Here is a 17,621-nt window from a genome sequence, read left to right as displayed (position 1 = left end):
GATGTCAGTCTCTCCGCTTGGTGGCCGGCTGCAGGACGCTCTGGGCGATGTTGACGACGATGTTGCAGAACAGCACGAACACGATCGCCACGACGAGCGTTCCCTGGACGATCGGAACGTCCCCGCGCAGCGCGGAGTCGGCGGCGAGGCGACCGAAGCCGGGCATGGAGAACATGGTCTCCATCACGACGGCGCCGCCGATGAGCGTGGGGATCTTCATGCCCAGGATCGACAGGGCGGGACCGCTGCCGTTACGCAGGGCGTGCACGAACAGGATCCGTGACGGACCGATGCCCCGCACCACCGCGCCGGTGACGTAGTTCTGATCCAGTTCCGCGACCAGGCCGGTGCGGAGTTGCCGCGCGATATCGGCGACGACGTCCATGCTCAGCGCGATCGCGGGCATGATGATCAACGACAGCCAGCGGCCGAAGTTCTCGTCCGGCGGGACGTACCCGGCCGACGGCAGCCAGTGCAGCCCGACGCTGAAGACGAGGATCAGTCCGATGGAGATGACGAACGGCGGCAGCGTCGACGCCACCGACGTGTAGGCGGTGATCGCCCGGTCGAGCAGGCTGCCCTTGTAGACGGCGGCGAGCACCCCGAGCCCGACACCGAGGACGAGTCCGATGACCAGCGCGACACCCGCGATGGAGGCGCTGACGGCGAGCCGCTCACCGATCAACTCGCTGACCGGGATCTTGCTGAACCACGAGACACCGAGGTCGCCGCTCAGCATGCTCGACATCCAGTCGACGTACTGCTGCCAGACCGGCTTGTCCAGCCCGAACTCGGCGTTGATCCGGGCGATCGTCTCCGGGGTCGCGGCGTCACCGGCGATGCCGGCGGCCGGATTCAGCCCGCTGGCCGCACCGAGCAGAAACGTGATCAGGGTGGAGAACAGGAAGACCGGGACCACGATCAGCACGGTGCCGAGCACGATCCGCGCCGCCGTGCCGAACGCGCCCGCAGGCACCGGGAGAGCGAATGTCCTCCCGGTGCCTTCGGCCTCGATGTCTGCGGTGGTCACGAGACCGTGACGCCTTCCCAGCGAACCTGGGACGGCAGGATGTTCAGGTTCTTTAGGTCCGGGTTGGACACGATGATCCACGGGTTGCTGAAGAGGTAGTTCGTCGGCGACTGCTCGACACCGACCTTGACGGCCTGCCACAACCGCGGCTTGTACTCCGGGTCCTCGAGCGGGGTGCGGCGCACGGTGTCGAGTGCGGCGGAGAACTCCGGCGACGCGTGCGGGCCGCTGAGGTTCATGATGCCTTCCGGACCGTAGACGGCGAGCAGGTTCTGCACCGGGGATTCACGTCCGATGGTGCCGTCCGTGGCCAGCTGCGGGTTCTTCGCGATGTAGACCTCGCTCTGCCACGTCGACGATCCCGGCGGGACCACCTTGATCGTGGACTCGACGCCGATCTTCTTCAGCTGCGACTGCACGAGTTCCGCACGGTTGGTGGCCGCCGACTGCGCCGTGATCTCGATCGACAACTGCCCGGGCGCGTAGCCCGCCTCGGCGAGGAGACGAGATGCCTTGTCGGGGTCGTAGTTCCAGAGCTTCTCGATCTCCGGGTTGAACGCGAGGTAACCGTCGGGGAACGGCTGGCTGGTGGTGCTCCCCAGCCCGTTCGTGATGACGTCGACGAATGCCTGGCGGTCGAATGCGTAGCGGAACGCCTCGACGATCTTCGGGTTGTCGAACGGGGCCTTGTTGAGGTTGATGGACACGTCGTTCGCTGCGAGCGACGGCTTCACGGTCACGTCGAGACCGGCGGCCTCGGCTTCCTTGGACTGCAACGCAGGCAGCGTCGCGAAGTCGATGGAGCCGGACTGGACACCGGCGACGAGAGTGGCCGGGTCCGGGGCGACGCTGAGTTCGAAGTGGTCGATGTGAATGTTCTCGGCGTCCCAGTAGTTCGGGTTCTTCTCGAAGTACGCGTGATCCTCGGCGACGAAATCGGTGATCGTGAACGGACCGGCCCCGACCGGCCACACGCTGAGCTTCTGCGGGTCGGCGGCCGCCGTCGGGCTGGCGATCGCACCGGTGCGCCCGGCGACCAGGTACGGGATCTGGTAGTCGGCGTCGGCCAGGTGCAGCGTGACGTCGGTGGCGGTGTCTGCCGTGACCTCGGTGACGCCGGCGAGCTGATCGCGCAGGAACGAATCGTCCTGGGTCTTGCCCCGGTCGAAGAACGCCTTCACTGCCTGCGAATCGAGGGTGGTCCCGTCGGAGAACGTCAAACCGTCACGCAGGCTGAACGTCACCGCGGTGCCGTCGGCGTTGTACTTCCAGCTCTCGGCGAGCGACGGTTCGACGTTGCCCTCGGCGTCGAGCCGGGTCAGCGACGCATACGCGAGGCTGATGGTGTTGATGTCGTTTCCGGTCCGGCTCGTCACCGGATCCCACGAGGTGGGGAGGTTGAACGCCCACTTGACCTCGGCGCCGTCCGAACTGCTGCCACCGCCGCACGCGGTGGCCACGAGACCGACGATCACTCCGAATATTACGGCGCCGGCGATCCGCCGGCTCTTCTTGCTCACTGGGTGCTCCTGACCATGCAAAGGGGGGTGGTGATTCAGACGCTCGCGGACAGCGACGCGGTGGTGCCGGGCAGCGGGGCGGGGTCGATGCCCTCACGCCGCGCACGGGTGTAGCGGTTCTCCGCGAAGGGCAGGCCGAGGTTGCCGCGCAGGGTGTCCTGCTCGTAATCCTCCCGGACCACCCCGCGCTCGCGCAGGATCGGCAGCACCTCGTCTACGAAGCGGCGGAACTGCGCCGGGTGACCGATGTGGATGTTGATGCCGTCGAGGGCGTGACCGTCCAGCCAGCGCTGCAGTTCGTTCGCGACGGTCTCGGCGCTGCCGGTGAACGGCGACGTCTTCGGCGCGTTGAGCGCCTCGACGGTCTGCCGCAGCGTCAGCCCGCGGCCGACAGCGAGGTCGGTGATCTTCTTCGCCTGCGTGTAGAAACTCCGCTCGGCGTGCTGCAAGGCCTCGGTGGGGAACGGCGCGTCGAGATCGTACTGCTGGAAGTCGTGCCAGCCGAACGGCCGGCCGAGTTCCCGCAGGGACCTACCGAAGTCGTTGTCCGCCAGCTGGGTCGTGCGTTCGATCTCGCGGGCGTCGGCGTCGGTGTCGCCCACGGTGACGGTGACGCCCGGCAGGATCACGATGTCCTCGGGGGCGCGCCCGTACGCCGCGGCCCGGTTCTTGATGTCGGCGTAGAACGCCGCTCCCGCTTCGAAACTCGGGGCATGCGTGAAGATCCCGTCGGCGATGCGCGCGCCGAGGTCGCGGCCCTGGTCGGAGTCGCCGGCCTGGAAGATCACCGGCTGGCCCTGCCGTGAGCGTTCGATGTTGAGCGGGCCCACCACCGAGAAGTGCTCACCCCGGTGGTCGAGGGTGTGCAGCTTGTCCGCGTCGAGGAAGCGGCGGGCGTCCCGGTCGCGCGGAAACGCGTCGTCCTCGTACGAATCCCACAGCGCCTTGACCACCTCGACGTGTTCGAGTGCCCGGCCGTAGCGGGTGGCGTAGTCGTAATGCTCCTCGAGGCTGTAGTTTCCGGCGGTGCCCGAGTCGCCGCTGGTGACCACGTTCCAGCCTGCGCGGCCGCGGCTGATCAGGTCGAGGGACGCGAACCGTCGCGCGAGGTTGAACGGCTGGTTGAACGACGTGGTCAGGGTGCCGACGAGCCCGATGTGCTCGGTGGCCACGGCGAGCGCCGACAGCAGCGTCAGCGGCTCGAGCCGGTTCAGGTAGTGCGGGGGCGAGTCGGGGGTGATGAACTGGCTGTCGACGATGAACACGAGGTCGAACCGCGCCTGCTCGGCGAGACGCGCGTACTCGATGTACCAGTCGATGTCGACGCTGGCGTCGCCGGGGATCTCCGGGTCCAGCCAGGTGTACGGGTGCCCGGGACCACCCGTGGGGGTGAGGACAGCTCCCAATTTCAGTTGCCGTCTCGTCATGTTCTCGCTCCTTCGTCGTTCGCCGTCAGGCACCTGCCTCGGCACGCCGCGTTGAAGTGTATGGAGCAAACAGACGCGTGCAGAGTATTAAATTCTCGATGTTTCAAAACATATTTCGTATGTCCCGCAGTGCTGCCGAACAAAGTCCGATCAGTCGAAGAACTCGCGCGACGACTCCGCGACAGCCGCCGCGACGACGTCGGCGAGCTGCCCGATCAGCTCGGCGTCGTCGGGCAATTGAGTGGCCGACAGGCGCAGGAGTTGCCGTGCGGGTGACCGCACGAACGACCGCGATCCCGCCCCCACGGAGATGCCCTGCCGCGCCAACGCGACCAGCGCCGCGGTCTCGTCCGACACCGTCACCCACACGACCAGACTGTGCGGGCCCGCGAAAGCCTCGATACCGCGGTCGATCAGGGCCCCGAGCAGCGTCGTGCGCCGCGCGGCGTAGCGTTCGTGCGCCGCCGTGACCGCGTGTTCGGCGTCGGCGCTGCCGATCAGGTGGGCGAGGGTGTTCTGCAGGATCCGGCTGTTCGAGCCGACGCCGTGACTGCGCACCTTCATGGCCTTCTCGATCAGCTCGCGGGAGCCGCCGAGGACGGAGGTCCGCACGTCGATCCCGTACGCCTTGCAGTAACTGCGGATCCGGACGACACGCTGCGGCAGTTCACAGCCCAGCGTCGGCGGTTGCTCCGGTTCGAGCGGTCCGATCGAGTCGTCCTCGACCACCCACACCGCCGGATGCCGTCGCAGCACGTCGGCGAGTTCGCGGGTGCGCCGCGCGCTGACCGCGTGGTCGACGGCGAACGGCGCCCCGGGCTGGAACACGAACGCGACCGCACCGGCCGTCAGGGCCTCGTCGAGCGCGTCCGGCCGGGGACCGTCGCGGTCGGCGCCGACGCCGACCGCATCCAGACCCAGATCGCGGAGGGTGTCGAGCACGCCCGGGCCGAGAGGCTCGTCGACCGCCACCCGGGACCCGGGCGGCGCCGCCGCCTCCACCGCCAGCAGCAGCGCCTCGGTGCCGCCGCCCGCGGTCGCCCACGCCTCCGGTTCGAACGGCCACCCCGGAGCGACGGCATTGCGCAGACGCTCGGTCATCAGTTCCCGCCCGAACACATTCAACGTCTCGGCGTCCAGGCTGGACAACAAAGCGTCGGACAGGGACGGCTGCAGCGCCAGATCCGGTGCATTCTGCGCCAGGTCGACGCCACGCCAATCGGGGATGCCGCGCTCGGGCACACTGTCGAGCGGCGGGAGTACGACGGTGCCGCCGCGGCGGCGGGTCTGCACGAAACCTTGCTCCTGCAACCGGCCCCACGCGCTGACGATCGCACCGACACTGAGATCGGTCGCCTTCGCGAGTGCGCGGACGGTCGGCAGGCGGTCGCCGGGGCTCAGCTCACCCGACCGGATGAGGTCGGCGACGGCATCGGCGAGTTCCGCGGTGCGGCCGTCGATTCGTTCGAGCAACCACTCCGGAGCAATCGTCTCCGACTCCAGCACCGCTGACATCCACACCCCTTCGATCGACAACCACTACCGGCCCCGCCCCGGGCCGGTTCATTGCGCGAGTGCGCCCGCCGGTTCGCGAAGGAGGACGTCGGGCGTGCCGGGCAGTCGCAGACGCTCGAGGAACTGCACGATCTCGGCGGCGACGGACCGGTGGGACACGTCGTTGAGAATGTCGTGCCGCCCGCCGTTCACGACGACCACGCGGGCGCCCGGCAACGCGGACGCGACGGCGAGGACCTCCGCCGGCGGGCTGAGGACATCGGCGCCTCCGTGGACGACGAGGACGGGAACCTGCACGTGGGTCAGTGAATCCGCGGTGGCGACCGGTGTCTCCGCGCCGAGCGTGCCGCGGTCGAGAGCATCGTCCGCGGCCAGGACGCCCCGGTGCACCGGACACGCGGAGCGGATCTCGAGTTCGCCGTCCCACCCTCCGGTGAAGGCGTCGGTGCCCGCGATGAGGAGACCGGCGGCCACGACCCCGGACACGGCCGGATGGGTGGCGGCGAGGTCGAGCGCGGTGAGAGCACCGCTGTCCGACCCGACGACGGTGAGCGGGAGACCGGACTCGGCGTCGGCGATCACCCGAGCGGCCGCGGCGGGGTCGTTCTCCACCACCGCGACGCGGTAGCCGTCGAACGCGATCCGGCGGGCGAACCTGCGGTACACGTGAGCATGCTCACCTCGGCCGGCGACGACGATCACCGAGCCACGCGCGGTCGCTTCGGGTTCCAGCCAGTCGATGTCCACTGATTACCTCACTCGGGGTGGTTGTTCGCAGGATTGACTGCGTCACCCTGACTCACCCGCGCGCGGTGAAACAAGAGTAATGCTCGAGCAGAACAAAACGCGTGTCTTCTCGTCACACTTCGTGTTTTGTTCCGAACATATTCGTTTTGTGATCGACCCCCGGCCAATCAAGAGTATCGACGAAGGGACAGGCACACCGATGCCCGAGACCACAGGGTTCGCGACCCGGCAGGTCCGCACCGGCTATCAGCCCGGCACGCCGCAGAACACCGCGATCCCCCCGATCTACCAATCGGTTGCCTACGACTTCGGCAGCTTCGACCAGGCACGGGACATCTTTTCCCTGCGCCGCAAGGGAAACCTGTACAGCCGCACCGGGAACCCCACCCAGGCCGTGCTCGAGCAGCGGCTCGCCGACCTCGACGGCGGTGTCGCCGCGCTGGCCACCGGGTCCGGGCAGTCCGCCGTCGCGGTCGCACTGCTCACCCTCGCCAAGTCGGGGCAGCACATCGTCGCGGCGCGGCAACTGTACGGCGGCACGGTCGACCTGCTCACGGACACGTTCGCGGACTTCGGGATCGACGTCACGCTCGTCGACCAGGACGACCTCGACGCCTGGCGTGCGGCCGCGCGCCCCGAGACCCGGGCCTTCTTCGCCGAGACGATCGGCAACCCCGTCGCCTCCGTCCTCGACGTCCGGGCCGTCGCCGACATCGCGCACCAGGCCGGGGTACCGCTGATCGTCGACAACACGATCGCCACCCCGTACCTGCTCCGCCCCAAGGACTTCGGCGCCGACATCGCCGTGTACTCGGCCACCAAGTTCATCGGCGGGCACGGAACGTCGCTGGGCGGGGTGATCGTCGACCTCGGTACATTCGACTTCGGCGCGGAGCCGCGGCGCTGGACCCAGTTCACCGAGCCGTATCCGCGGATCGGCGACCTCGTGCTGTGGGACGAGTTCGGACGCGACCGGAGCGCCTACCTCGTGTACGCGAAGACGAAGGTCGTCCACGACCTCGGTCCCGCACTGTCCCCGTTCAATTCGTTCCAGCTGCTTCAAGGGCTGGAGACGCTGGACCTGCGGCTGGAGCGGCAAGTCGGTTCGGCGCTGGCGATCGCACAGTTCCTCGACGGTCATCCCGCGGTCGCCAAGGTCAATTACCCCGGACTGCCGGAGAACCGGTGGCACGACGCGGCCCAGCGGTACCTGCCGCGCGGCGCCGGCTCGGTCTTCTCGTTCGACCTCGCCGTCGACGACACGAAGGTCGCGAAGTTCGTCGACTCGCTGCAACTGTTCGCCATCGTCGCCAACATCGGCGACGCCCGCTCGCTGGTGGTGCACCCCGCCACCACGACGCACAGCCACCTCGACGACACGCAACTCCGCGACGCCGGATTCGGCTACCGCACCGTCCGATTGTCCATCGGACTGGAGAACCTGGAAGACCTCGTCGACGATCTGCGTGCGTCGCTCGACGCCATCACGGAGGAATGACATGCATTTCGGCTACTGGACGCCCATCTACGGCGGGTTTCTGCGCAACCTGGGCGACGAAGGCATGCCCGCCACCTGGGACTACGTCAAAAAGCTGTCGCAGCTGGCGGACCGGCTCGGATACCACACCACCCTCGTCCCCGAGCTCTACCTCAACGACCGCAAGGGCGTCGACGCACCCAGCCTCGAGGCCTGGTCGCTGTCGTCGGCGATCCTCGCGGTCACCGAACAGCTCCGGGTGATGACGGCGGTGCGACCCGGATTCCACCTGCCCGCGGTCACCGCGAAGGAATCGGCCACCATCACCGACATCGCCGGCACCACCGACGCCGGTGCGGCACGGTTCGCGCTCAACGTCGTCGCCGCCTGGTGGGAGGAGGAAGCCCGGCAGTACGGCGGCGCGTTCACCCGGCACGACGACCGGTACCGGCAGGCCACCGAATTCGTCGACGTACTCCGCGGACTCTGGGAGCACACCCCGTTCACCTACCAGGGCGAGCACTTCAGCGTGCGCGACTCGATCCTGTCGCCGAAACCCGCAATCCATCCCCCGGTCTTCGCGGGCGGCGAGAGCGAGAGCGGCCGCGAATCGATCGCGACGTTCGCCGACTCGTACGTGCTGCACGGCGGCACCGTCGAGGAGGTGCGCACCAAGATCGCCGACATGAATGCGCGGTCGCAGCGAATCCACCAGCGGGACATGGCCGAATTCGGCATGTCCACCTACATCATCGTGCGCGACACCGAAGCCGAGGCCCGCGCCGAGCTCGAACGCATCACCACCGTCGACCCGCACTCGCCCGGGTACGCGTCGTTCGAGGAGTTCGTGAAGAACTCCGAACTCGACGTCGAACTGTCCAGGCGCGAATACTCCGTCGGCACCCGCGGACTGCGCCCCGACCTCGTCGGCACACCGGAACAGGTCGCGGAGAAGATCCGCGCCTACCAGGACGCCGGCCTCACCCTGCTGCTCATCCAGTGCTCCCCCGCGCACGAGGAACTCGAGCGCATCGCCGAGCAGGTGTTCCCGCTCGTCCCCACCCGTGAGTACTTGTTAACCACCGGCGGTTAACAAGTACTCACGGGGGCCTTGACCGGACCCCTCGTCGCGAGTAAGGATCGAAGAGCGCGAGGGGATTCGTCATGGCAGAGATCGAAGTCGACTATTGCGTCGTAGGAGCCGGATTCGCCGGACTGACGGCGGCGCTGCGTCTGAAACAGGCCGGGCACACGGTGGCGCTGATGGAGGCCCGCGACCGGATCGGCGGGCGCACGTTCACCGAGACCCGCGACGACGGTTCGTGGATCGACCGGGGCGGCGCGTGGATCGGGCCGGGGCAGGACCGGATCTACGCCCTGATGGACGAATTCGGCGTCCCGAGTTACAAGCAGTACACCGACGGCGACGCCATGATGGTCGTCGACGGCAAGCAGTACCGGTACAAGGGCACGATTCCCCTGACGATGAGTCCCTGGGCCACGGCGAATCTCGGCGCCGTGTTCTTCGAACTCGGCCAGATGTGCAAGACGATCCCGCTCGAGGCGCCGTGGGAGGCGAAGAAGGCCGCGAAGTGGGATTCGATCAGTCTCGCGAAATGGCTCGGCGACAACACGTTGTCCAAGCCTGCCCACGACCTTCTCGAGACCGCCGTCGCCGGTTGCTACACGTCCGCCGCATCCGAGGTGTCGATGCTGTTCGTGCTGTATCAGATGGCGTCCGGCGGCGGTCCCGGTTTCGTTCTCGGTGTGAAGGACGCGGCCGAGGATGCGCGGCCGGTCGGCGGGATGGGGGCCGTCTACCGTCCGATGGCAGCCGAGATCGGCGACGCGCTCCACCTGTCGCAACCCGTCCGGGACCTCGCGCAGGACGGCGACGGCGTGACCGTTCGCTCCGCGGACCTGGCCGTGCGGGCGCGGAGAGCGATCGTCGCGGTGCCTCTCGCCATCGCGAGCCAGATCCTCTACGAGCCCCTGCTCCCGATGGATCGGTCGTTCCTGCACCAGAGGATGCCGAGCGGCGCCGTCATGAAGATCGCCGTCGTTTACGACGAACCCTTCTGGCGCGCCGACGGATTGTCGGGGCAGTCGGCGGCCCCCGACTCCCCCGCGACGATCACCATCGACGCCTGCACCGACACCGGACGTCCCGGCGTTCTGTGCGTGATCGTCGAGGGACCGATCGCCCGCACGCTGGGGACGCTGCCGGAAGCGGAGCGGAAGAAGGCGGTGCTCGGCGAGTTGACCGCGAGATTCGGAGCCGCAGCGGCCTCCCCCGTCGACTACATCGAGCAGAACTGGAGCCTGGAGCGGTACTCCGGCGGCGGCATGCTCAGCCACGCACCGACGGGAGTGCTCACCCAGTTCGGCCACGCCCTCCGCGCGCCGTGCGGTCGCATCCACTGGGCGGGCACGGAGAGTTCGTCCGTGATGTGCGGCTGGGTCGACGGCGCCGTCCGCTCCGGTGAACGCGCCGCCCGCGAAGTCACCCAGCGCGACGGCGTGCTGTCACCCGCCCACGCTCAGTAGTAGACGGCGCCCGGCGCACCCCCACCGACCGCAACCGCGTCGCCGGTGATCCCGACGCTGCGCGGCGACGCCAGGAACGTGACGACGTCCGCGACCTCGCTCGCGTCGATCAACCGGTGGATCGAGTTGGTCGCCAGCCGCGACTCCAGTTCGGCAACGGGCACCCCTTCCGCCTCGGACTGCTCCGTCAGCCGGTCGACGAGTCGTTCCGTCCGCGTCAATCCGGGATGGACCACGGTGACGTTGACGCCGTGCGGTCCGAGTTCGTCGGCGAGGTTCTTCGTCAGCGCCGACACCCCGACGTTCCGGACGGTCTGCGCGATGGAGTTGGCCTGGCGTGCACCGAGCCCGCTGATGTTGATGATCCGTCCCCACCCCTGCTCGACGAGGTGCGGTGCCACCGCGCGGGCGGTCCGCAGATAGCCGAGCACCTTGATCTCGAGTTCGCCGCGGACCACGTCGTCGGTGGTGGACGCGAAGTCGCTCGGCTTGCCTGCACTCCACGGTGTGGCCGCCGCGTTCACGAGAATGTCGACGCCGCCGAGTTCGTCCACCGTTCGCTGCACGAGGGCGCGCACCGACTTGTCGTCGCCGGTGTCGGTGGGTACCCCGATGACCCTCCGGCCGGTCTCCTGCGACAGCGTCTTCGCCGCCAGTTCCAGCGCCTCGGCGCCCCTGGCCGCGAGCACCACGTCGACCCCCTCCGACGCGAGGCTGCGCGCGATCGCGAGACCGATTCCGCGGCTGCCGCCGGTGACGACGGCCCGTTTGCCGCTCAGACCGAGATCCATTGTGTTCTCCTCATCTCCGCTGTCCACCCCTCGATTCGAGGGTAGGACCGCGACGGCGGGGAGTCACGGATTCGGTTCAGCGTGAGGCCAATTGCGCTCCGCACCCGTGCGCCTTTCTGGTAGCAGTCACTACCAGAAAGGCGCACGGGCGGCGAAGCCGCCTACCGTTGGATCGACTTGATCTCGAGGAACTCCTCGAAGCCGAGGACGCCCGCCTCGCGACCGATGCCCGACTGCTTGTACCCGCCGAACGGGGCGTTGGTGTTGAACGCGCCGCCGTTCACCTCGACCTGGCCGGCGCGCAACTGCCGCGCGACCCGGTCGGCCCGCTCCTGGTCTCCGGACCACACGCCGGCGGCGAGCCCGTACTCCGTCGCGTTGGCGATCCGCACGGCGTCGTCCTCGTCCTGGTATCCGATGATGGACAGGACGGGACCGAAGATCTCCTCCTTGGCGATGGTCATGTCCTCGGTGACACCGGCGAACACGGTGGGGCCGACGAAGTAGCCGGAATCCTGGCCGGTCTCCCGGCCGTCGAGGACGGCGCGCGCGCCTTCCGCGATGCCCTGTTCGATGTAGCCGCGGACCCGCTTCAGCTGGTTCGAGTTCACCAGCGGCCCGAGCACCGACGTGGCGGCCGTCGGGTCGCCGACCGAGTAGTTCTGCGCGACCTTCGCCGCGATGGCGGAGGCCTCGTCCACCTTGTCCGCGGGGACCAGCATCCGGGTGAGCGCCGAACAGGTCTGGCCGGAGTTGAGGAAACACTTGGCCACGCCGTCGGTGACCGCCTTCGTCAGGTCGGCGTCGTCGAGGATGACGTTGGCGGACTTGCCGCCGAGTTCGAGTGCCACCTTCTTCACCGTCTCGGCCGCGACCACCGCGACCCTCTTGCCCGCACGGGTGGAGCCGGTGAACGAGACCATGTCCACCTCGGGGTGGCCGGCGATCGCCTCGCCCACGACGGGCCCGAATCCGCTGACGAGGTTGAACACGCCTGCGGGCAGACCGATTTCGTCGAAGATGTCGGCGAGCGCGTAGGTGGCGAGCGGCGCGACCTCGGTCGGCTTGAGCACCACGGTGCAGCCCGCGGCCAGCGCACCGCCGACCTTCAGCACCACCTGGTGGAGTGGGAAGTTCCACGGGGTGATCGCACCGACGACCCCGATGGGTTCGCGCACGATCAGCGAGTTGCCCACCTCGTGGGCGTCGAAGTCGTAGGTGGCGGCCAGTTCGGCGAACGCGGCGAGGTTCGCGAGGGGCATCCCGATCTGGATGGGCTTCGCGAATCCCAGCGGCATGCCCATGTCGCGGGACACCAGGGCGGTGAAGTCGTCGAGGCGCTCCTTGATCAGGGCGGCCGCCTTCCGGAGGTACTCGCCGCGTTCCGTGCCGCTGAGCGCGGACCATGCGGGGAAGGCGGCTCGTGCGGCAGTCGCGGCGCGATCGACGTCGTCGGGGGTGCCCTCGGCGACCACCGCGATGACGTCCTCCGTGGCCGGGTTGACCACGTCGATCCGGCCCGTCCCCTGCGAATCGACCCAGGATCCGTCGATGTAGATCTTGGTCCGGTCCAGAACTTCGCTCATCGATCTGCCTCCAGTGAAAGTGTCGCGGAAACCTTGCGCCCGCAGCCTACGACCGGAGCCCGCCTGTTCGGGGCGAATGCGATCTCCCCGAACCACCCACCGGGACGCCGCCGATCGCGGACCATCGACGTACGCCGCACAGTCAGCAGGAGGAGCGATCAGATGCGCACCCAGTCACCGGCACGCACCCTTCTCGGAGTACTCGGTATCGCCGCCGCACTCACCGCCTCGGCATGTGGCTCGACGGACGAGTCGGGGACCGCCGAACCCTCGCCCGGCGGCCTCACCTCGACGACTTCGGAGGCGGCCACCACGACAACCACCGCCGCCACCACCACCACGACCACCACCGCGCCGTCGCCGACCGGGACGACCACTGCGCACCCCGACCGCTGCCTGATCGGCGAACTGCAGGTGACGCTCGGCCAGCCCAGCGGGGCGGCCGGATCGCAGGAGATCCCGCTCATCTTCACCAACACCGGCACCCGCGACTGCATCCTCCACGGATACCCCGGGGTGTCCTACGTCGCGGCCCCGGACGGCCCGCAGGTGGGTGCGGCGGCCGAGAGGGACGGCGGAACGGAGACTCCCGTGACGGTGGCTCCGGGCGCGCGGGCCACCGCGGCGGTGCGTGCGACGGTGGTGCAGAACTATCCCGCCGACACGTGTGGCCCCACGCCGGTCGCGGGTTTCCGGGTGTATCCGCCGAACGACACCGGTTCGGTGTTCCTCCCCTACCCCACCACCGGCTGTTCGCAGACCGGCGTGAAGCAGCTGTCGGTGCAGCCCGTCACGGGGTGACCTTGTTCACCCGCACCGGGTGAATCGGCTCACCCCGGGCCCGACCTACGGTCGGGATAGACGTGGTCGCGCAGGAGGAGGGCGGAGGCATGTTCGAGATCATCCGCGAAGTGCATTCCGAGGTTCGGCACCGCCGCGGCCCGCGGCATCACCATCATCTCCTCACTCGGCCGGAGCGCCGGTGGCGGATCATGAGACACCTCCTGATGTGATCCTCGGGGGCGGGAATCCCTCCCACCAGGACTGTTCCTTGCCTTCGCTCACCATCGGCGCGGATGGGTACTATCCGACGTCGTGACTGACAGCAGGCTGGAATCGGCGAATGTGTCCAGAGACGACTCGGACGAGTCGCCGATCGGGACCCCGCCGCAGTCGTCTCCTCTCGGTCAGTCGGTTCGCTCCGCCCGTCCCCTCGCCATCGTCGCGTCCCTCTTCGGTGTACTGCTCACCTTGTCGCTCCCGTTCCTTCCGGTCGAGCAGGACAGCGCCACCCTCACCTGGCCGCAGAACGGCAGCACCGGAAGCGTCGAGGCACCGCTCGTCTCCTACGCGCCACTGAGCCTCGACGTGCGAATCCCCTGTTCGACGGTCGGCGAACTCGCCGACCGCGGCGGGCTGCTGACCTCCACCGCCCCCGCGGGTGCCCCCGACGCCGGGCGGTACGGACTGGTCGCCAGGGTGAATCCGGCGACCGCGGACGGTCCCGCCGGCGTCGAGGTGGTGCTGCGGAACCAGGTCCTGCTGTCGTCACCGCTGGACGGGCTACCTGCCGATTGCACGCTCGTGGTGTCCTCGGATTCGACGCGGACCACCGCCGGATTCGTGACGGCAGGCCAGGACGCCCCGACCGTCGTCGACGGCGACCTCCGCCCGCAGATGGTGGGTATCTTCAGCGACCTCGACGGGCCGGTGCCCGACGGACTGCAGGTGACCGCGCAGATCGACAGCCGGTTCTCGTCGACGCCGTCGACGATCAAGTTCGTGGCCATGGTGGTGGGTGCGCTGGCCACGATTCTGGCCCTGGTGGCACTGCACCGGCTCGACAACGTGGACGGTCGCCGGGCACGACGATTCCTGCCCACCCGCTGGTGGTCGTTCGGGGCCGTCGACGCCGTCGTTATCGGCACGCTGGTGCTGTGGCATTTCATCGGCGCCTCCACCTCCGACGACGGCTACCAGTTCAACATGGCCCGCACGTCCGAGGCCGCGGGCTACATGGCCAACTACTTCCGCTGGTACGGCGTCCCCGAGGCGCCGTTCGGGTCCCCCTATTACGACGTCCTCGCGGTGCTGGCGAACATCACACCGGCCAGCCCGTTCGTGCGCCTGCCCGCGCTGCTCGCCGGCATCGTCGCGTGGCTGGTGATCAGCCGTGAGGTGGCACCGCGACTCGGCGCCGCCGTCCGGGGCAACCGGCTCGCATTGTGGACGGGCGGGCTGGTGTTCCTCGCGTTCTGGCTCCCCTACAACAACGGTCTGCGGCCCGAACCGATCGTCGCGGTGGGTGTGCTGCTCACGTGGTGTTCGGTGGAACGCGCCGTCGCGACCCGTCGGCTGCTGCCCGCCGCGGTGGCGATCCTGGTCGGCGCGGCCACGCTGACCGCGGGACCGTCCGGGTTGATCTGCTTCGGCGCCCTCGTCGCCGGCGCCCGGCCGATCCTGCAGATCGTGATCGCGCGGGCCAAGACCGTGGGCTATCTTGCACTGCTCGCGCCGCTCGTCGCGTCGGGAACCGTGATCCTGGTGGCGGTGTTCGCCGACCAGACCCTCGCCGCCGTCATGGAGATGCAGCACGTGCATGCCATCGGCCCCAACGTCCCCTGGTTCGACGAGTACCTCCGCTACCAGTACCTGCTGAACATCTCCGTCGACGGTTCGCTGTCGCGCCGGTTCGGCGTGTTCGTGATGGTGCTGTCCCTGGCGGTGACGGTCCTGGTGATGCTGCGCAAGGGTGGCCGGATTCCCGGGACCGCGGCCGGACCGTCGCGGCGGCTCATCGGCATCACGCTCGCCGCGATGGGCCTGATGATGTTCACGCCCACCAAGTGGACGCACCACTTCGGCATCTACGCGGGACTCGCCGGGTCGCTCGCCGTACTGGCGTCGGTGGCGGTGAGCACCTCCGTGGTGCGCTCGCCACGCAACCGCACCCTGTTCGCGGCCGCCGTGCTGTTCCTGCTGGCGATGTGTTTCACCAGCACCAACGGGTGGTGGTACGTGTCCAGTTACAGCGTCCCGTGGTGGGACAAGCCGGTGTCGATCGCCGGACTAGGTGCGGGCACGATCCTGCTCGGCGCCACCCTGGTGATGCTGCTGATCGCGGCGTGGTGCTACTTCCGCGAGCCCTACACGCGCAACGACTCCGTGCGCAAGCGCCGCGTGTGGGCGCTCCCGCCGTTGACGGTGGCGGCCGCCGCGATGGTGCTGTTCGAGGTGCTGTCGATGGCGAAGGGCGCGGTTGCGCAGTACCCGGCGTTCTCCCTCGCACGCTCCAATGTCGACGCCGTCACCGGCGCACCGTGCGGCCTCGCCAACGACGTCCTGCTCGAAACCGATCCCAACGCGTCACTGCTGCAACCGCTGTCCGGTGACGCGGCGACCGCCCTCGCGGGCACCGGCAGCGTCGGCTTCACCCCGAACGGTGTCGCCGGAGACCTGAGCGCCGACGAGGAATCGTCGGATGCGGGTGTCGCCAACTCCGTCAAGACCGACAACACCGAGCAGACGGCGTCGAGCAACGCCGCGGGCACCGGCGGCGGCGCCGGCGCGGTGGGTGTCAACGGCAGTGCCGTGGCATTGCCGTTCGGACTGGACCCCGCGAGCAGCCCGGTCCTCGGCAGTGACGGCAGCGACGGCGACGCGTCGCTGACCACCGGCTGGTACCGGCTGCCCGGTGCCGAATCGGATACCGGTGCCGGTGACCTCGTCTCCATCGCCGCGGCGGGTCGCATCCGCTCCGTCGACGCGGACGGCGTCGTCACCTACGGCCAGAACCTCGAGGTGGAGTACGGCACCGCACAGCAGGACGGCACGGTCGCGGTCGCAGGACGGGTGACGCCGATCGACATCGGTCCGGCGCCGTCGTGGCGCAATCTGCGGGTTCCGCTCGATTCATTGCCGGCCGATACGGATGTCATCCGGCTGGTGGCGTCGGACACGGACAGCGATCCGCAGCAGTGGCTGGCGGTGACACCGCCGCGGGTTCCGCGGACGCAGACACTGAACGACGTGATCGGATCCGAATCGCCGGTCATGATCGACTGGGCTGTGGGCCTTGCGTTTCCGTGCCAGCGACCGTTCGATCACCGGGCCGGTGTCGCGGAGGCGCCCGAGTACCGGATCCTTCCGGACCGTCCCGGCGCGATCATGACCAGCCTGTGGCAGGACCGGTACGGCGGCGGCCCCCTCGGCTGGATCGAGATGACCCGGGCGAGCCGAACCATACCGTCGTATCTGAAGAACGACTGGGACCGCGACTGGGGCGGAGTGGAGCAGTACTCCCCCCTCGACGCGGGTGCGACGGCCGCGGAGATCGACACCACCCGGACTCAGCGTTCGGGACTGTGGAATCCGGCGCCGATCATCACCGCCTACTGAGCGTCGGTGACGCGCCCGCACCGGGCGCGTCACCGTTCACCTCAGAGTTCGAATTCGGCCGGCGCGATGCCGACGGCGAAACAGGCGTCCCGCACCACGTTTCGCTCGTTCTGGTCGAAGTTGCCGTCGGCGCCGCCGATGACGATGCCGATCTGGATGACCGCCCGAGCCTGATCTTGCTTGGTCTTCAGCTTCGCGATGGTGGCGGTGGCCTCGATCTTGCCGAACTCGAAATCGGACTGCAGCTTGCTGCAGTACCAGTCGAACTTCTGGCTCAGCTCGTCCGACGGGAACACACTGAGCGCCTCGTTGCTGGTGATCAGCCCCGCAGTCTTCTGCCGCTCGGACGGGTCGATGGTCCCGTCCGCCGCGGCGATGAGGGCGCACATGGCCATCGAGGCGTTGGCGAACTCCTTGTTCTGGAACTGCGCCGTCTTCGTCTTGAGCTGGCCGTTCATCTCGAACGCCTTTGCCTTCAGCTGATCCCAGAAAGCCATTGGACTCCTTCTTCGTGTGCCCACGCACGGTGCGTGTGGTGTCCAATTTGCCAGGTTTCGTGGGCGGACGTCGCCGCGGTCGGTCT

14 protein-coding genes are annotated in these 17,621 nt (G+C 68.5%); 5 read left to right on the top strand and 9 right to left on the bottom strand.

What is annotated here, in order from left to right; all coding sequences use genetic code 11:
* Positions 1 to 4 precede the first annotated feature (4 nt).
* The 5 genes from BLV94_RS38490 to BLV94_RS38470 all read right to left on the bottom strand — a co-directional run bounded on the left by BLV94_RS38490 (position 5) and on the right by BLV94_RS38470 (position 6,239).
* A complete protein-coding gene (locus BLV94_RS38490; protein WP_072944105.1) occupies positions 5 to 1,030 on the bottom strand; it encodes an ABC transporter permease in 1,026 nt (341 codons plus the stop codon).
* Positions 1,027 to 2,550 carry an ABC transporter substrate-binding protein gene (locus tag BLV94_RS38485; protein WP_072944104.1) on the bottom strand — a complete coding sequence of 508 codons (1,524 nt, stop codon included), beginning with the start codon at positions 2,548 to 2,550 and terminating at the stop codon, positions 1,027 to 1,029. Before BLV94_RS38485 ends, BLV94_RS38490 begins: the two co-directional genes overlap by 4 nt.
* 35 nt (positions 2,551 to 2,585) lie before the next feature.
* A complete protein-coding gene (locus BLV94_RS38480) occupies positions 2,586 to 3,977 on the bottom strand; it encodes an LLM class flavin-dependent oxidoreductase (RefSeq protein ID WP_072944102.1) in 1,392 nt (463 codons plus the stop codon).
* 150 nt (positions 3,978 to 4,127) lie between these two features.
* Positions 4,128 to 5,492, bottom strand: a complete 1,365-nt coding sequence (locus BLV94_RS38475; RefSeq protein WP_072944101.1) for an aminotransferase class I/II-fold pyridoxal phosphate-dependent enzyme — start codon at positions 5,490 to 5,492, stop codon at positions 4,128 to 4,130.
* Positions 5,493 to 5,540: 48 nt separating this feature from the next.
* A complete protein-coding gene (locus BLV94_RS38470; RefSeq protein WP_072944099.1) occupies positions 5,541 to 6,239 on the bottom strand; it encodes an alpha/beta hydrolase in 699 nt (232 codons plus the stop codon).
* Positions 6,240 to 6,438: 199 nt separating this feature from the next.
* Here BLV94_RS38470 and BLV94_RS38465 point away from each other — a divergent pair, with 199 nt between their 5' ends.
* From BLV94_RS38465 to BLV94_RS38455, 3 genes are all read left to right on the top strand, one after another.
* Positions 6,439 to 7,737, top strand: a complete 1,299-nt coding sequence (locus tag BLV94_RS38465) for an O-acetylhomoserine aminocarboxypropyltransferase/cysteine synthase family protein (RefSeq protein ID WP_072944097.1) — start codon at positions 6,439 to 6,441, stop codon at positions 7,735 to 7,737.
* Position 7,738: 1 nt separating this feature from the next.
* Positions 7,739 to 8,809 carry an LLM class flavin-dependent oxidoreductase gene (locus tag BLV94_RS38460; protein WP_072944096.1) on the top strand — a complete coding sequence of 357 codons (1,071 nt, stop codon included), beginning with the start codon at positions 7,739 to 7,741 and terminating at the stop codon, positions 8,807 to 8,809.
* 71 nt (positions 8,810 to 8,880) lie between these two features.
* Positions 8,881 to 10,263: a flavin monoamine oxidase family protein gene (locus tag BLV94_RS38455; RefSeq protein WP_072944094.1), complete on the top strand. Its 1,383-nt coding sequence runs from the start codon at positions 8,881 to 8,883 to the stop codon at positions 10,261 to 10,263.
* Here BLV94_RS38455 and BLV94_RS38450 read toward each other — a convergent pair.
* Together BLV94_RS38450 and BLV94_RS38445 are read right to left on the bottom strand one after the other, a co-directional pair.
* Entirely contained in the window at positions 10,257 to 11,054 is a 798-nt protein-coding gene (locus BLV94_RS38450; protein ID WP_072944092.1) for an SDR family NAD(P)-dependent oxidoreductase, read from the bottom strand. The two genes, BLV94_RS38455 and BLV94_RS38450, sit on opposite strands and share 7 nt — an antisense overlap.
* Positions 11,055 to 11,215: 161 nt before the next feature.
* Positions 11,216 to 12,640 carry an aldehyde dehydrogenase family protein gene (locus tag BLV94_RS38445; RefSeq protein ID WP_072944090.1) on the bottom strand — a complete coding sequence of 475 codons (1,425 nt, stop codon included), beginning with the start codon at positions 12,638 to 12,640 and terminating at the stop codon, positions 11,216 to 11,218.
* Between the two features lie 162 nt (positions 12,641 to 12,802).
* Between BLV94_RS38445 and BLV94_RS38440 the strand changes: the two genes are divergently transcribed.
* Positions 12,803 to 13,441 (top strand): DUF4232 domain-containing protein, encoded by a 639-nt coding sequence (locus BLV94_RS38440; RefSeq protein WP_072944089.1) that lies wholly within the window; start codon positions 12,803 to 12,805, stop codon positions 13,439 to 13,441.
* Between the two features lie 29 nt (positions 13,442 to 13,470).
* Here BLV94_RS38440 and BLV94_RS49720 read toward each other — a convergent pair whose 3' ends face one another.
* Positions 13,471 to 13,641: a hypothetical protein gene (locus tag BLV94_RS49720; RefSeq protein ID WP_167372207.1), complete on the bottom strand. Its 171-nt coding sequence runs from the start codon at positions 13,639 to 13,641 to the stop codon at positions 13,471 to 13,473.
* Between the two features lie 124 nt (positions 13,642 to 13,765).
* On the opposite strand from BLV94_RS49720, the gene BLV94_RS38435 reads away from it, so the two are divergent.
* Positions 13,766 to 17,038: an arabinosyltransferase domain-containing protein gene (locus BLV94_RS38435; RefSeq protein WP_072944087.1), complete on the top strand. Its 3,273-nt coding sequence runs from the start codon at positions 13,766 to 13,768 to the stop codon at positions 17,036 to 17,038.
* 41 nt (positions 17,039 to 17,079) lie between these two features.
* Here the strand turns inward: BLV94_RS38435 and BLV94_RS38430 are convergent, their stop codons facing one another.
* Complete coding sequence (locus tag BLV94_RS38430; RefSeq protein WP_072944086.1) at positions 17,080 to 17,535, bottom strand: tellurite resistance TerB family protein; 456 nt, start codon at positions 17,533 to 17,535, stop codon at positions 17,080 to 17,082.
* Positions 17,536 to 17,621 lie beyond the last annotated feature (86 nt).

Source organism: Rhodococcus koreensis, assembly GCF_900105905.1.
Taxonomy (GTDB): Bacteria; Actinomycetota; Actinomycetes; order Mycobacteriales; family Mycobacteriaceae; genus Rhodococcus_F; species Rhodococcus_F koreensis.
Note: the sequence above shows the minus strand (reverse complement) of the source record. Positions and strands in the feature narration are given on the sequence as shown.

Bases quoted from the DNA above. Each gene is read 5' to 3' on its own strand.
- BLV94_RS38430 (WP_072944086.1), bottom strand. From the start codon at position 17,535: ATGGCTTTCTGGGATCAGCTGAAGGCAAAGGCGTTCGAGATGAACGGC.
- BLV94_RS38450 (WP_072944092.1), bottom strand. From the start codon at position 11,054: ATGGATCTCGGTCTGAGCGGCAAACGGGCCGTCGTCACCGGCGGCAGC.
- BLV94_RS38480 (WP_072944102.1), bottom strand. From the start codon at position 3,977: ATGACGAGACGGCAACTGAAATTGGGAGCTGTCCTCACCCCCACGGGT.
- BLV94_RS38440 (WP_072944089.1), top strand. From the start codon at position 12,803: ATGCGCACCCAGTCACCGGCACGCACCCTTCTCGGAGTACTCGGTATC.
- BLV94_RS38475 (WP_072944101.1), bottom strand. From the start codon at position 5,492: ATGTCAGCGGTGCTGGAGTCGGAGACGATTGCTCCGGAGTGGTTGCTC.
- BLV94_RS38455 (WP_072944094.1), top strand. From the start codon at position 8,881: ATGGCAGAGATCGAAGTCGACTATTGCGTCGTAGGAGCCGGATTCGCC.
- BLV94_RS38460 (WP_072944096.1), top strand. From the start codon at position 7,739: ATGCATTTCGGCTACTGGACGCCCATCTACGGCGGGTTTCTGCGCAAC.
- BLV94_RS38445 (WP_072944090.1), bottom strand. From the start codon at position 12,640: ATGAGCGAAGTTCTGGACCGGACCAAGATCTACATCGACGGATCCTGG.
- BLV94_RS38465 (WP_072944097.1), top strand. From the start codon at position 6,439: ATGCCCGAGACCACAGGGTTCGCGACCCGGCAGGTCCGCACCGGCTAT.